The following is a 13885-nucleotide window of genomic DNA, read 5'->3' as shown; positions in this document are numbered from 1 at the left end:
GTGCCGCGCATCAGTTGCCGGGAGCTCGATGGCGTCTCACGAAGCCTGAAGCCAGTGCAGTGCGGCAGTGCTCATGGCGTGGATGCCTGCGGGGAGGGCCCAATCCAGGTCCGGGAGGTACTCGGGCGAGTGGTTCATGGGAATGTGCGCGGGAAGACGTCCCTCGGTCAGAAGCGACGAGAGTTCCTGCGGACTGTATCTGTCGGGTGCCGTCCCACCCCAGTGCCAGAAGACGCTCGGACAGCCGAGGGCGTCGCCGATGACCCCGAAGTCCTCACTGCCGGTCATCGGCTGGGTGACGATGTGGGCATCCAGTCCGGATTCGCCGATCGCGCCGAAGGTGCGGTGTGTGGCGTGCGGATCGTTCAGGAGCAGCGGAGCTCCACTGATGCGCTCGACGCTCGGGCTTTGTTCCATTCCCGCTGCCGCGGCCTCGGCCTCGACTATGCGACGCACGGCGTTGATGAGGCGGTGCCGGGTCGAGGCGTTGAAGCTCCTCAGGTTCACGGTGAGCTCTGCCTCGTCGGGGATGGCGTTCTCGGCGTGACCGGCGTGTATCGAGGAGACAGTGAGCACCGCAGGTTCGTGGGCTGCGGTCTCGCGTGAGATCACGGTTTGGAGCCGCATGACGATCGCCGCGGCCACGATGATGGGATCGACCGCGGCTTCCGGGCTCGAGGCATGACCGCCGACTCCGTGGATGCGGATGCGGAAGTTGTCCGAGGCGGCGCCGTACACGCCTTCTGCGGTCACGACCGCACCCGCCGGCACCGGCGACACGTGTTGACCCAGCGCGACGGTCGGTGTGCCCACGATGCCGGCGAGTCCGTCCGCGACCATGGCGAGAGCGCCCTCGCCGGTCTCCTCCGCTGGTTGGAACACGACAGCCACGGTTCCTGCCCACCGGTCGCCACACGCCTGCAGCACGTCGATCGCGCCGATGAGCGCTGCGGCGTGCAGGTCGTGGCCACAGGCGTGCATGACGGGGACGGTGGTGCCGTCCCTGTCCACGCCGGTGGCGGCTGAGGCGTAAGGCGCCCCCGTTGCTTCGCGGATCGGAAGACCGTCGATGTCTGCCCGAAGCAGCACCGTGGGACCATCTCCGTTTCTCAGCATCCCCACGACACCGGTTCCGCCGACACCATGCGTGACGTCGAACTGCCGGAGAGAGAGCTCGCTCGCCAAGCGTGCCGCCGTGCGCGTCTCTCGACCGCTGAGTTCGGGATGACGGTGCAGGTCGCGATAGAGGTCCGTCACGGAGGGGGACGGCGAGGACCACCGCTTCATGTCAGGCGCCATGGACGGCCACCGTCTGGCGACGAGCGAAGCTGGCGAAGAACTCGTCCGGCCCCCGAGGCACGAGCGCCGCGGCGATGATGCAGATGACGCAGCCGGCGATGAGGACGCCGAAAGCGGCCTCCCAGCTGACGTTCTCGACCACGACGCCCATGAGGGTCGGGGTGAGGATGCCGGCGACCTGACTGCCGGTGCTGATCGTGGCGTAGGCGGTTCCGACGACGGCTGTGGGCAGGCCGCGGACGGGACCTGCGAACACGGGCATGTAGCACATCCCGCTGAAGAACGAGAGCAGCCCGATCAGTGTGATGAACAGCGGCACGGGGAGTTCCTGAGTCATCATCGCAAGGGTGAGTATGCAGGCGAGCATTCCCGGGATGACGATGAGCCGGTGCCGACCGCCGAGGCGGTCGACGAGCCGGCCGCCCAGCACAGAAGCCACACCGCCGACGGCCACCGGAATGACTGCGGCAGCTGCGACCACGCCGAGGGGGATGCCGCGTGCGTCCACGAGATAGCTCGGCACCCAGGCGCTCATGCCCCACGCGACGACGCCGTAGCCGAAGAACATCGCGACGTGCCCCCACAGCGCTGCGGATCGGAACAGATCCTTCGCGGTGATCGTCGATGTCGGCGACTCTTGCACCTCGAGGGTCTGAGCCGCTGAGGCGTCCGCCTTCGGGAGGAAGATCCCGATCGCCAGAGCCACGAGCAGACCGACGGCTCCGAGGATGAAGAAGGCTCCCTGCCAGCCGATGGTGGCGATGAGCGCCGCTCCCGCAAGAGCGGCGACGATGGTGCCGACCGCGTTCGAGCTGTACATCCACCCCGTCGCCGTCATACGCTGCGCGGCGCTGGTCCGCTCGGCGACCGCTTTCACCGAGGCAGCCGGATACACCCCTTCACCGATGCCGAACAGCGCACGGATGGCGAGCATCACGGCGAAGGAGCCCGCGGTTCCCGTCGCCACGGTGAACACCGACCAGGCGAGCACTCCGGCCACAGCCGTGCGTTTGGCGCCCAGCTTGTCGACGAGCATGCCACCGGGGATCTGCACGATCGCATAGGTGACGAAGAAGGCCGAGATGAGCATGCCCTGCTGCGTGGGGCTGAGCGAGAGATCCTTCCCGATGTAGGGCAGGGCGAGGGTGATGAGCTGCCGGTCGGCGTAGCTCATCACCCACCCGAGGAAGAAGAGGAAGACGGCGAGTCTCGCGTCACGGCTCAGCCGCACTCGTGGCGTCTTCTGAACCTGGTTGAGCGCGGGCTGTGACGAGGTGTTGCTCACGATGCTCCCTGGTGACGATGGACGCGGCGCGTGTTGCACCGCGTGAGGTCTGTCTCGAAGTCCGAAGATTCCCCGAATCGTATGCAGGAGCCCGACGATCTGTTCGCTGAGATCGACTATCGATCCGGATATGGGCTAAATTCAGACTCATGCTGCAGGAAACAGTCATCGATCTCGTCGACAGGCAGCTGGTGAACGCTCTGCAGATCTTTCCCCGGATCAGTTGGATGCAACTGGGCAAGATCCTCGGATACGACGCCACGACGCTGGCCCGCCGCTGGGCACGTCTGCGCAACGAGGGTCTGGTGTGGACAGTGTGCTACCAGCAGCCGGAGCATCTCGAGGTGGAGCTTCCCGCAATGGCTCTCATCGAGGTCGATGTTCGAGCCGGTCAACGCGAACAGGTCGTCGCCGCGCTCGCACCGCTCGACGAGGTCATCGAGATCGATCGCACATCGGGCTCACGCGATCTGCTGCTCACCGTGGTGCACTCGAGCATCGCGACCGCCGACGCGTTCGTGGCGCGCAGCATCGCGAGCATTCCCGGCATCCGCGCGACGCGGACCCGGTTCGCACACACCCTCTACAAGGATGGGGCGCGATCGCATCTGGACGCTCTCTCTGCCGATGTCCTGCTGGCGCTGAGGCGCGCCGCAGAAGGCTTCGCCGGTGAACCGTCCGTCCCCACGCCGCTGCTCGTCGACGTGATGCGGAGCATGCTCCCAGACGCACGCCGTCCCGCGCCCGAGATCGCCGCTGAGCTCGGGATCTCGACAACCAGCGTGACCAGGGCGATCCATCGCCTGTTCGGTTCACCGTGGTTCACGGCGAAGACGGACTTCGCCCATCACGCGCTCGGATACACGACCGCCGCATCCCTTTGGTATCGCGTCCCCACACCCGAACTGGCCGCCGTCGGCATCGACGTCGCGGGGGTCCCTGGAGTGCGCATGTCCGCTGCCATCCTCGACAGGATGAACCTCGCCATCACCGTGTGGCTCCGCCATACGCACGACCTCGAGTCTCTGCTGACCCGGATCGAACACGCCCATCCGAGGATCGAGCTCTGCGAGACCTGGCTCATCCCGTCCGTTGCGAAGCGTTCGGGGGCGGTGCTCACCGATGACGGCAGGTTCTCCCACCAGATCTCGACATCTCACGCGCTGGCGCCGATCGGAGCACAACGACGGGAGCGTTGAGAACGCGGACAGTCGTGCAGCGCACGCGATGCTCGGAGAACATTCGTTGCCATCGGGCGCACTCGGGCCGCTGTCGTTTCGTCAGGCGAGGCGGCCCTCGCAGTGGCCCACCCTCTCGACGCCGGAACGGTGCGGATCAACCAGCACGGCGCTCTCAACCCTCAGGTTCCGTTCGGAGGAACCAAGGCCTCGGGCTATGGACAGGAGTTCCGCGTCGCCGGTGTGAAGGCAGTCGCCGCACCCAAGGTCATCAGCCGGTGACGTCCGCCGGTGCCGAGGACGACTGCTCCCAGGTCGCCGCATCCGGATCGATGCCGTGGTGGCGCGCTGACTCGTCGACGCTCCACGGTTCTTCGCGGCTTCGACAGCATCGTCGGCCTTTGACGTCTAGTACTTTGAATTCGATCATGGCTGGTCTTCATGACCGTGGTTGCGTGATCGGGAAGGCGCACGGCAGGGGGAACATGGGCACGTCGATTGGTGAGCTGCTTCTCCGAGCACGAGGTCTTGTCGAGGAAGGCGAGCAGGGGGCTGCACGCTTCGCGCTTGCTACGTGGTTTTCTCAGGCCGTCCCTGCGCACAATGCGGAGGAAGCGCGGATGATCGCAGAGGCGACCCGAATTCTGGTGAGCCTCGACGTCGGCGTGGAGCCGTCGGCGGTCGTCGACGAGCATCTCGAGCGGATGTCTGCTCTGACACGGGGTTTCGAGGATGAGGGCTCCGCAGAGGCGCGCGCCTTTGCCGAACTTGAGCGGATCGAGTTCATTCATGACGTCGAGGACCTTGACCCGGTTCTTCACGTCGAGATCCTGCAGCGCGCGACAGCTTTCGACGAACGGTTGCGCGATGCACCGCAGGCCGGAGTCCGCAGAGCTGCGGCGGAGGCTGCTCTGACTGCGCAGATGATTCGGCGTTGGTTGAGTCAGGACGAGGCGTCCATCGCGGTCGCGCTGGAGTCCCTGGCGCTGCGTCTCAATGGAGAGAGCGATGACAGGCTCCGCGCTATCCGTCTTGACGCCTTGGTGAGGTCGTCACGACTCCGTGTGGAGAATGGCCTCGACAGCGACGGCGTCCGCGGGATCCTGCTGAGGGTGCTGCACGACGTCGACCACGTTCGTGGAGCGGCGGGCCTGGGGCTGGCCGCGTCCCTGCTGCTGGTGGATCTTGATCTCGCGGAGCGTCTGGATCCCTCAGATTCGCTGGCCCGCGCTCGTTCGATGGTGACCGCCCCTGATGCCGCTGATCATGACGCGTGGCGCGTCCGCTTGGCTGTTCGGCATCTTGAGGGGATTCTCGCGCGGCTCGATGATACCCAGCGCGTCGACGCCGAGGTGGAGGAATGGAGACGGCTCCTTGACGCGTACTCCACGGCACGGGATCCGCTCGCGCGGCTGACCGTATTGTCGGATCTGCTGCACGCTGCAGGCAGTGCGCCGCAGATGTCAGCAAAGATGCTCGCCGTGCTCACGTACGCTGACTCGCTGTATCGGCAGGATCTCGACCCACGCAGTGAGATCTCACGTTTCGCCGTCGCCGCGCGGATTTCCGCGGTCCTAGGGCACCCGGACGATCCGCAGTCGCGAGCGCCTGAGTCACCCCGGCGCGACCCCAACGAGGCGGTGCGCTTCTCGGTGGAGACAGAAGAGCGATTCGGCGCCTTGTGGGGTCGTCGCGACACCGTGTCGTCGATGGCTGCGCTGCTCTTGGAACGGGCCTTGCGCCTGTCCGATCTCGGACGGCGGGAGGAGGCGCTGTCCACGCTGACTGCGCTGTCGGAGAGAGTTCGAGCTTCGGGCTTCGACGAGGCCAGGGAGGAGCGCGCGCAGGCGACCTATTGGACTGCGAGGCTTCGTCTGGAGGCAGGCCAGATCCAGAAGGGACGAGACGCGATCAGGGCTGGTCTGCAGGAGTTCGGCAACGACCCAGACGGCCGAGTACGTCTGTGGGCGGCCAACGGACTCTGGTCTGCATGGCGATCCGGTCGCTTCGAGGCGGCCGACGCCCGGCAGTTGAGAGAGGAGTTCGCCACGTGGTTCGGGGAGGACCCTGACCCGGCGATCCGCCGGCTCGATGCCTCGAGGCGGCTCAGCGACGCGATCGCCACGCACGAGGCCGGGAGGACGGAGGATGCGATCCTCCTCTTCCGTGAGATCGATGAGCGCTTCGGAGCGATCGATGACGATGACATCGCCGACACAGTGCGGCTGGCGCGGGAGAACACCCGCATCCTGACGACCACGACGACCACAGGCAGTCCAGGCAGCGCACTGTACCGGTCGCTGCACAATCGCCTCTACGCGGCAGACGACCTTGCGGGAAAAGGACAGTTGGCTGAGGCCGAGACGCACTGGGCGTCGATCATCGACGCGACGGCGCAGTCGGACGACGTGGACCTGGCGATGTTGCGGCTCGCCGCGCTCGACGCCTGGGCGGGGCACGCCCAGGACGCCGGCCGTTGGGAGCAGGTCGCAGATCTGTCCGGTCAGGCGACCGTGCTGCATCCCGGGGCAGACACGCGGGCCGAACGGGTGCAGGCGCGTGCGTACTTCCGTCTCGGTGTCGCGCTCACCCGTCTGGGAAGCCCAGGAGGCGCCATCGCCGCATACGAGGCTCTCGATGCCCTGGGATCTGGTTCTCACGACCACGACGTGCGGGTCGCCCGGCAGCAGGCGGCATACAACCGTGCCGTGGCGATCGACGACCTCGGTGACAGCCACGCGGCCATCGCCGCCTACGATCATGTGGTCGTCGTCCACAACGAGTCGGTCGACACCCCGACGGGACGCCTGCGTATCGCGAAGGCCCTTCGCAACCAGGCTGTGCTGTTCACGAGCCTCGGACGCCCCGCGGAGGCGGCCGCGGCTCATCGCCGGGTGCTCGACCTCGCGGCGGGAGCCTTGGAGCCGGAGCTCCTCGCCCGTGTGAAGGATTCGGCCTTCGAGCTCGCCGCTGCCTTCTCCGCGCTCGGCGAACATTCATCTGCAGCCGCCACGTACGAGTGGATTCGTGCGACGCCCCAGTTGGCGTTGAGTCCGGCAGAGAGTCGGGATCTCACCCGACGTGAGAAGAGCGCGAAGCGGGGGAGATCACGATGAGGACTCGACGAATCGTGCGCGCTGCTCATCGACGCCAGAGCCGCGCGCTCGCGGTTCTGGCCGTTCTCTCGCTGCCGCTCTCACTCGGGGCGTGCTCTTCTCCGTTGGACGTCGCTGAGGCGGAGCGGGCGGCAGACGCGACCTGCGAGATCCTCGAACCGCTTTCCGGCGTCGCTTCGGCAGACTGCGGCGTCGACGACGGCGGATTCGACGCCGGCATCTCGCGGGAGACGAACGTCGAACTGGAGCGCGAGGTGACGGCCGAGCAGGCTCACCGGGTCATCACAACCTGGCTGTCGTCGAAGGACGGGGGTTTCGACGAGTACGGGGTCAGTGGCTCCCGTGCGACGTCGTTGCACGTCACCCTCGCCACCGTCACGGATGTCTCGTTCTCTGTTGCACCTGGTTCTTCGCCCACCGGAGTCGCGTTCGTCCAGGAGTGGCTGAGTCGTGCAGGGCAGGGGATGCCGATCTCGGCCTCTGTCGGCGACGGCCGCACCATCCGAGTGGCCGAAGAGGGACTCTCCCCCGCAGAGCATGCGGCACTCCTCGATGAGTTCTCGATGCAGACGCGGACCGACCTCCTCACCCTCGCAATCGGGTCGGAATCCACCATCGAGTCGCCCGTTCCCCCGTCGCTGGGCGCGATACTCCGCGGCTTCGACCCTGCCTACCTCGGTTTCACTGAGAACGACCCTGATCACGAGCTCGAATTCAGGATCGACGTGTTCGCGGGCGGGCCGCCGAGGCTCTGGCTGAGGATACCGACTGCGGTCGCACCCGCGCTCCCCTCGGATCTGGCTCTCGCCGACGCCCCCGGGTGGGCAGCGATCCGCACTGTGCTCGAGACCGCTGAGCCTGGCGGAGACGTCTACGCCGTCACCATCACCGCTCGGCCCGGACAGGTGCTCGGAAGGTTCAGCACCTCGGGATGCGAACCACCGCTCTCCGGCCCCGCGTCCCAATTCGGCGACGAACTGCAGACGCAGTGGGCCTCGATCCACGGCGTCACCTCTGCGGAGACGTGCCAGTAAGCCCGCAGAATCTACGCCGGTGCCTAGGTCACCCCGCAGCTCGACGCGGAGGGCTTTCGACGAGCGCTGCGACCACTCTCTGCAGCTGGTCCCTCGTGGTCGCCTCCTGGCCGAGGGTCGTGCGGTAGAGCACGAGCCCTGCCAGCAGTTGCAAGACGAGCTGCATGTCCGTGTCCTCCGGAAGCTCGGAGCGTCGCACGCCTTTCTCGAGGATCTCGATGCCGATGCGTCGGCGTTTGTCGAGGAAGTCGGTCGAGTAGAGCTCGTACACCTCCGGCTGCACCATCGCCGACCGGATTCGAGACGTTTCGGCGTCGGTCCCGGAGAACGTCTGGTTCTGCACATTCTGCCAGGCGTGCTCGACGAGATCATCGACGACGGAACCCGTGTCAGGAACCGACCCGGTCTGTTGGCGGCTCGCAAGCAGAGCCGCGACGAGTTCGGGCTTACCTGGCCACCGGCGGTAGATCGCTGTCTTCCCGCTGCCGATGGCGGAGGCGATGTGCTCGATTCTGAGTGCGGAATAGCCGCGTTCGCCCAGTTGCCGCGCAGTCTCGTCCAGGATTCTCGCCGTGAGGTCCGGGTCACGAGTGCGCCCGGCCTGCATCTCGGCACTATCGCTCGTCATGTCTCCATGGAATCACAATACGGTTCGGCAACAATCCGAAACGGATCGTTGCGTTTCGATGAATTCTGAGCCTAGTATTCCGACAAGTTCACACCACTGCTGCCGGAGCATCCCCATCCCCCGGCAGACGACGACAGGATCACAATGCAACGTGCGGTTCCTCCTCCCACCCGCCGAGCGCCGTCTCTCCTCGGAATCATCGGCTTCCTCGTCTTCGTCGAGTTCGTCAGCGGATTCCTCCAGGGGTTCTACGATCCGTTGCAGAAGCTCTTCGCAACGCATCACGGCGTGAGCGACGCGGACATCACGTGGTTCCAGACGATCCAGGGACTCTCCGCCGCGATCTCCGTGCCGTTGCTGGCCAAGTTCGGCGACATGTTCGGTCACCGGCGGATTCTGCGGATCACCATGGTCCTCGTCACGGCGGGTGCGCTGCTGTCGGCTCTGGCGCCCACCTTCGAGCTGCTGCTCGCCTCGAGGGTGATGATGGGGCCGCTCGCGGTGTGGCTGCCGCTGGAGATCGCCATCATCCATCACCGCCTGAACCGTGACGATGCGCGGCGCTCGATCGGCATCCTCGTCTCGATACTCACCATCGGTGCGATCGTGGGCACCATCGCCGGAGGCGTCGCGACAAGTCTGGTCGGCTTCACCACGGCCCTGTTCGTTCCCGTCGTCCTGCTGCTCCTCGCGTGCTATGCGGTGTTCTTCCGCATTCCGGCGTCGTCAGGCGGCGTCCGGACGCGCATCGACGGGCTCGGCCTCGCCGGCCTCGCCGTGATCATGGTCCTGCTGTTGAGCGGGATGAACGTCCTCGCGAAGAGCGGCCTCGCCGACATCCGGGCCTGGCTGCTGATCGGGGCATCGGCCGCAGTGCTCGTGCCGTGGATCGTGTGGGAGCGCCGGATCGAAAGCCCTGCCGTGAACCTTCGCCTGCTCGCAAGCCGGTCACTCGCTCCGCTGTACGTGAGCGGATTCATGTTCGGCTTCGTCATGTTCGGATTCCAGACGCCGTTCATCACGTTCTCGGCGTCAGATCCCTCTAAGGATGGCTACGGTCTGGGCATGCCGACCCTCACCGTCTCGCTCGCGGTCGCGTTCTTCACGCTCCTCACGGCGATCGGCGCCATCACGTTCACAGCCGCGAGCCACCGCATGAGCATGAAGGCGACGCTCGTCTGCGGAGCAGGCCTCGCCGCCTCGGGGTTCATCTTCTTCGCGATGGTCCACGATGCGCCGTGGACGGTGTTCGCCTTCGCCATCCCGACGGGACTCGGGATGGGTCTGCTCATGGGAGCTCTCCCCGCTCTCATCGCGGAGTATGCGCCGGACACCGACACGGGAATCGCGGCGGGAGTCTACAACTCTCTACGTACGCTCGGCGGATCGATCGCAGGCGCCCTGTTCGCGATCATCCTCTCCATCGCCCTCACGAGCAACGAAGGGACCGAAGCGGGATACACGATCATCTGGTCCGTGTGCGCTGTGCTCTTCCTCGCCTCGACCGCCGCTCTGGCATTCGGGAAGTACTCCCTCAGCACCTCCCCTGAGTTCGGATCGACCCCGACCGGAACCGTGCCGCAAGCCCCCACCTCGATCACTCTGAATGAAGGACACACATCATGACCGGAACCGCGATCGCCGCATCACTTCTCGAAGATCTGCGCATGGATTCGCAGGCGCTGCTGCCCGACCTCGTCGAGCTGCGGCGAGCTCTCCACCAGGACCCCGAAACGGGCATCGACCTTCCGCGCACCCAGCAGCGGCTCCTCGATGCCCTCAGCGGGCTCCCTCTCGAGATCACGCTGGGGCGCGATCTGAGTTCCATCGTCGCGGTGCTGCGAGGGGGCAAACCGGGCCCCGTCGTGCTGCTGCGCGGAGACATGGACGGACTCCCCCTGGTCGAGGAGACCGGGCTCCCGTACAGCTCGACAGGTGCAGCGATGCACGCATGCGGACATGACCTTCACATGGCCGGTCTGGTGGGCGCGGCCAAGCTGCTCTCGGCGCGGCAGGACGAGCTGCCGGGCAGCGTGATCTTCATGTTCCAGCCCGGGGAAGAAGTCCTCCAAGGCGCCAAGATGATGCTCGACGAGGGATTGCTCGAGGCGGCCGGCGAGCGCCCGGTCGCGGCGTACGGCATCCATGTCTCTCCAGGACCGTCCGGACACTTCGGCCTGGCCCCCGGGGCGTCGACCGCTGGATCGAACACTGTCTCGATCACGGTGCACGGTGAAGGCGGGCATGGATCCCGCCCATTCGAGGCAATCGATCCGGTGCCGATCCTCGCCGAGATCATCCTGGCGGCACAGAGCCTCGTCACTCGTCAGATGGACGCTCAGGACCCGATCATCCTCACGCTGACCACGCTCCGTGCGGGGAGCGCACGGAACGTCATCCCTGCCGAGGCGACCGCCGAAGGAACTCTCCGGAACCTCAGCACCGCCGCCCTTGAGCGGGTGAAGCAGCGGCTCTCGCGTCTCGTACCCGCGATCGCGGAGGCCCACGGTGCGACAGCGAGCGTCGAGATCACCGAGGGCTGCCCGCCGCTCGTCAACGATGACCATCTCACGACGCAGTCCGCCGACGTCCTCTCGGAGATGTTCGGCGCAGACCGCGTCACAAAGCTCGATGCGGCGACCGCCGTCATGGGCTCGGAGGACTTCGCCTTCGTCTCCAACGAGGTGCCGAGCAGTTTCTTCCGACTCCTTGCGACGCCCGCAGACCTCGCGCCCGACGCCGTCTCCTACAATCACTCGCCCTTCGTGCAGTTCGATGACGGCGTGTTGGGTGATCAGGCGGCCGCGCTCGCTGCACTCGCCTTCGACCGGCTGCGGTCACACGGCTGAGACGTCGGATTCGAGTGCACCCGGCAGCCGCGGAGCCGAATCCAGCAGCTGCCGGGTGTACTCGTGCTGCGGGTCGGCGATGACCCGTTCGGTCTCACCGCTCTCGACGATCCGTCCCTCGCAGAGCACCGAGACGGAATCGGCGATCATCCGCACCACGGCGAGGTCGTGAGAGATGAAGAGCAGGCTGAGACCGGCCTCTTCGCGGAGATCGGCGAGCAGATTCAGCACCCTGGCCTGCACTGAGACGTCCAGCGATGACACCGGCTCGTCGCAGAGCAGCAGAGCCGGTTCCGCGACCAGGGCTCTGGCGATGGCAACCCGCTGCGCCTGCCCGCCCGACAGAGTGCCGGGGCGGGCCTCGGCGAAGAGCTCAGGATTCAGTCCGACCCGATGAAGCAGCTCGCGGGCACGTTCCCGGCGCTGCCGCTTCGTGCCCACTCCTCGGATGGTCAGCGGTTCAGCGACGATATCGATCGCCGCACGGTGGGGATTCAACGACGAGATCGGATCCTGGAACACCATCTGCACCGGATGGTCAGGGTCACCTCCGATTCCCGCTACTCGACGCTCCCGGATCGGGCCGTCTGAAGCCCCAGGATGGTCCGCGCGAGAGTCGACTTGCCCGAACCGGACTCGCCGACCAGGCCGACGCTCCCGCCTGGGGGGACCCGCAGGCTCACACCGTCGAGAACGACGCGGTCGCCGTATCCGACGACCAGATCAGTCACTGTGAGGACGTCGGTCACGAGAGCGCTCCTTCAGATGTCGTGCGCAACCGGAGTGGGCGGGGACCGTCCAGCCGGGGGATGCTGTCCAGCAGCGCACGCGTATAGGGAGCACGCGTCCGTGCAGTTCCTCCCCGAACTGGTCGGCGGACTGATTCAGACGATGACGCTGACGCACATCGAGAACGGCGAGACCCACCACTTCTCCGTCGATGCCGAGGCATGGCGCACGGCGTTGCGGGCGCTTGAGCACAGCTTCGATCCGGTCGAGTTCGATCAGCGATCGGAGCGAGACAGCCCGTCGGCGACCTGAAGGTTCTCTGCGAGCGCAGCCAGCGCCGTCGTCGGCGCGCGGTTGCTGCTGCGCCCCGAAAGACGCCCGGCTACTTCTTTTCCGCCCCCGTTCGATCAACCGCGAGAAGCTCCTTGAGACTCGTCACGACGGCTCCGCCTGTCCGTCGTCGGCGTGCGCGAGCGAGAATGCGATCGCATCGAGCATCACTCGAAGCTCGTCGGCCTGCACAGTTCCGAGAAGGTCTTCGACTCGTTGCTCGATGCGTTGTACGACGTCATCGGCCCTGCTGAGCGAACGACGGCCTTCGTCGGTCAGGTGCAGTTCTCGGACGTTGGGGTGTCGCGGGTGAGGGCGACGCTCGATGAAACCCCGCTCGACGAGCCGCGCTACAAGGGAGGCGATCGCTTGCGGTGTGATGTTCAGCCGGCGCGCCAGGGTCGCGCCGGCCAAGCCCGGCTCGGAGTCGATCGATACGAGGAGGGCATAGTGCGAGGCAGTGATCCCGACAGGTCGAAGCTGCCGCTCCTTCAGACCCTGGACTGCCAATTCGGCTCGTCGCAACGCCCAGACTGTGCGCGCGCGCGGATCGGAGCTGTTCGAAGAATCGTTCACAGATCGAGTTTACTGTTGTATAGTCATCAAGATCTTGATATCTATAAAGAAGTTGGACCTACTATGACTCGACCGATCGCCTTCATCACCGGAGCAAGCTCCGGCATCGGTGCCGCAACCGCCACCTTGCTTGCGCACGAGGGCTACGACCTCGTCCTGGTCGCACGTCGCGAAGACCGCCTATCGGCTCTCGCGAACGAGTTCGCCGGCATCGGAGCGACATCCGAGATCGTGGCCGCAGACCTCTCAGACCGCCAGGGACTCCAGCGCGCCGTCGAACGTGCCGGCGCGGGAGATGTCGACCTGCTGGTTTCGAACGCCGGCGTCAGCGCTTACGGCCCGTTCTCCGAGATCGATCCGCACGACCTGGAGCGCGCGTGGACGCTCAACGCCGACGCCACACCCGCGCTGACCAGAGCTGTCCTCCCCTCCATGCTGGATCGCGGGCATGGAGGGGTGATCACCGTCGCCTCGAATCTCGCCTTCAGCGCGGGGGTGTCCGCACCTCCTGAGGGCGTCGGCCGCACATTGCCGAAGCGTGCGCTGTACGTCGGCGCGAAGGCGGGGACGGTCGCGTTCACCCGGGTTCTGGCGACGGAGCTGGCAGGCACCGGCGTGCACGCGACCGTGGTCTGCCCAGGCCTCGTGTCATCCGAGTGGAACGGCGGAGCCTCGCAGCTGCCGAACGCGATGACTCCGCAAGATGTCGCTCGGGCAGCATGGGCGGCCTTCTCCCATGGCGAGATCCTCTGCCTCCCCGGACTGGAGGCGATCGATCCTCTCGATCAGCTCGCCAGCGCCGAGCGCCTCATCATGAGCGGAAACCTGGGCGCCGACCTCGCCACGCGCTATCAGGCGTGA

The 13885-nt window shown here is 66.2% G+C and carries 14 protein-coding genes; 8 read left to right on the top strand and 6 right to left on the bottom strand.

The features are described from left to right. Positions 1-36: 36 nt before the first annotated feature. Both QFZ53_RS06405 and QFZ53_RS06400 read right to left on the bottom strand, forming a co-directional pair. Positions 37-1287, bottom strand: coding sequence for an amidohydrolase (locus tag QFZ53_RS06405; protein ID WP_307294706.1), 1251 nt, complete (start codon positions 1285-1287; stop codon positions 37-39). Position 1288: 1 nt separating this feature from the next. Further along, on the bottom strand, positions 1289-2584 hold the full coding sequence (locus QFZ53_RS06400) for an MFS transporter (RefSeq protein WP_307294704.1): 1296 nt from the start codon (positions 2582-2584) through the stop codon (positions 1289-1291). A 149-nt stretch (positions 2585-2733) separates the two neighbouring features. Here QFZ53_RS06400 and QFZ53_RS06395 point away from each other — a divergent pair, with 149 nt between their 5' ends. The 4 genes from QFZ53_RS06395 to QFZ53_RS06380 all read left to right on the top strand — a co-directional run bounded on the left by QFZ53_RS06395 (position 2734) and on the right by QFZ53_RS06380 (position 7912). After that, positions 2734-3783: an Lrp/AsnC family transcriptional regulator gene (locus QFZ53_RS06395; protein ID WP_307294702.1), complete on the top strand. Its 1050-nt coding sequence runs from the start codon at positions 2734-2736 to the stop codon at positions 3781-3783. A 51-nt stretch (positions 3784-3834) separates the two neighbouring features. After that, positions 3835-4044, top strand: a complete 210-nt coding sequence (locus QFZ53_RS06390) for an aldehyde dehydrogenase family protein (RefSeq protein ID WP_373426319.1) — start codon at positions 3835-3837, stop codon at positions 4042-4044. Between the two features lie 338 nt (positions 4045-4382). After that, on the top strand, positions 4383-6878 hold the full coding sequence (locus QFZ53_RS06385) for a hypothetical protein (RefSeq protein ID WP_307294700.1): 2496 nt from the start codon (positions 4383-4385) through the stop codon (positions 6876-6878). Then, complete coding sequence (locus QFZ53_RS06380; protein WP_307294699.1) at positions 6875-7912, top strand: hypothetical protein; 1038 nt, start codon at positions 6875-6877, stop codon at positions 7910-7912. Before QFZ53_RS06385 ends, QFZ53_RS06380 begins: the two co-directional genes overlap by 4 nt. Positions 7913-7940: 28 nt before the next feature. Here the strand turns inward: QFZ53_RS06380 and QFZ53_RS06375 are convergent, their stop codons facing one another. Continuing rightward, positions 7941-8540 carry a TetR/AcrR family transcriptional regulator gene (locus QFZ53_RS06375; protein WP_307294697.1) on the bottom strand — a complete coding sequence of 200 codons (600 nt, stop codon included), beginning with the start codon at positions 8538-8540 and terminating at the stop codon, positions 7941-7943. Positions 8541-8684: 144 nt separating this feature from the next. Here QFZ53_RS06375 and QFZ53_RS06370 point away from each other — a divergent pair, with 144 nt between their 5' ends. Next, positions 8685-10166 carry an MFS transporter gene (locus QFZ53_RS06370; protein WP_307294695.1) on the top strand — a complete coding sequence of 494 codons (1482 nt, stop codon included), beginning with the start codon at positions 8685-8687 and terminating at the stop codon, positions 10164-10166. Next, the gene (locus QFZ53_RS06365) at positions 10163-11389 is read left to right on the top strand and encodes a M20 metallopeptidase family protein (protein WP_307294693.1); all 1227 of its coding nucleotides are present in this window, start codon (positions 10163-10165) and stop codon (positions 11387-11389) included. The genes QFZ53_RS06370 and QFZ53_RS06365 overlap by 4 nt, the downstream gene beginning before the upstream one ends. Here QFZ53_RS06365 and QFZ53_RS06360 read toward each other — a convergent pair. Both QFZ53_RS06360 and QFZ53_RS06355 read right to left on the bottom strand, forming a co-directional pair. Beyond that, entirely contained in the window at positions 11378-11914 is a 537-nt protein-coding gene (locus tag QFZ53_RS06360; RefSeq protein WP_307294692.1) for an ABC transporter ATP-binding protein, read from the bottom strand. The two genes, QFZ53_RS06365 and QFZ53_RS06360, sit on opposite strands and share 12 nt — an antisense overlap. A 35-nt stretch (positions 11915-11949) precedes the next feature. Next, on the bottom strand, positions 11950-12138 hold the full coding sequence (locus QFZ53_RS06355) for an ATP-binding cassette domain-containing protein (protein ID WP_307294690.1): 189 nt from the start codon (positions 12136-12138) through the stop codon (positions 11950-11952). A 100-nt stretch (positions 12139-12238) separates the two neighbouring features. Between QFZ53_RS06355 and QFZ53_RS06350 the strand changes: the two genes are divergently transcribed. Further along, a complete protein-coding gene (locus QFZ53_RS06350) occupies positions 12239-12430 on the top strand; it encodes a hypothetical protein (protein ID WP_307294689.1) in 192 nt (63 codons plus the stop codon). A 123-nt stretch (positions 12431-12553) separates the two neighbouring features. On the opposite strand, the gene QFZ53_RS06345 is transcribed toward QFZ53_RS06350, so the two are convergent. Then, positions 12554-13024 carry a MarR family winged helix-turn-helix transcriptional regulator gene (locus QFZ53_RS06345; RefSeq protein ID WP_307294686.1) on the bottom strand — a complete coding sequence of 157 codons (471 nt, stop codon included), beginning with the start codon at positions 13022-13024 and terminating at the stop codon, positions 12554-12556. A gap of 63 nt (positions 13025-13087) precedes the next feature. On the opposite strand from QFZ53_RS06345, the gene QFZ53_RS06340 reads away from it, so the two are divergent. Beyond that, a complete protein-coding gene (locus QFZ53_RS06340) occupies positions 13088-13885 on the top strand; it encodes an SDR family NAD(P)-dependent oxidoreductase (protein ID WP_307294683.1) in 798 nt (265 codons plus the stop codon).

It is taken from the genome of Microbacterium natoriense (assembly GCF_030816295.1).
In the GTDB taxonomy this organism is placed as follows: domain Bacteria; phylum Actinomycetota; class Actinomycetes; order Actinomycetales; family Microbacteriaceae; genus Microbacterium; species Microbacterium natoriense_A.
This window is presented reverse-complemented; position numbering and strand designations above follow the sequence as displayed.

What these genes read in the sequence shown, in the direction of transcription:
- QFZ53_RS06360 (WP_307294692.1), bottom strand. Translation starts at nt 11,914, where the DNA reads ATGGTGTTCCAGGATCCGATCTCGTCGTTGAATCCCCACCGTGCGGCG.
- QFZ53_RS06340 (WP_307294683.1), top strand. Translation starts at nt 13,088, where the DNA reads ATGACTCGACCGATCGCCTTCATCACCGGAGCAAGCTCCGGCATCGGT.
- QFZ53_RS06380 (WP_307294699.1), top strand. Translation starts at nt 6,875, where the DNA reads ATGAGGACTCGACGAATCGTGCGCGCTGCTCATCGACGCCAGAGCCGC.
- QFZ53_RS06375 (WP_307294697.1), bottom strand. Translation starts at nt 8,540, where the DNA reads ATGACGAGCGATAGTGCCGAGATGCAGGCCGGGCGCACTCGTGACCCG.
- QFZ53_RS06365 (WP_307294693.1), top strand. Translation starts at nt 10,163, where the DNA reads ATGACCGGAACCGCGATCGCCGCATCACTTCTCGAAGATCTGCGCATG.
- QFZ53_RS06405 (WP_307294706.1), bottom strand. Translation starts at nt 1,287, where the DNA reads ATGAAGCGGTGGTCCTCGCCGTCCCCCTCCGTGACGGACCTCTATCGC.
- QFZ53_RS06395 (WP_307294702.1), top strand. Translation starts at nt 2,734, where the DNA reads ATGCTGCAGGAAACAGTCATCGATCTCGTCGACAGGCAGCTGGTGAAC.
- QFZ53_RS06385 (WP_307294700.1), top strand. Translation starts at nt 4,383, where the DNA reads ATGATCGCAGAGGCGACCCGAATTCTGGTGAGCCTCGACGTCGGCGTG.
- QFZ53_RS06370 (WP_307294695.1), top strand. Translation starts at nt 8,685, where the DNA reads ATGCAACGTGCGGTTCCTCCTCCCACCCGCCGAGCGCCGTCTCTCCTC.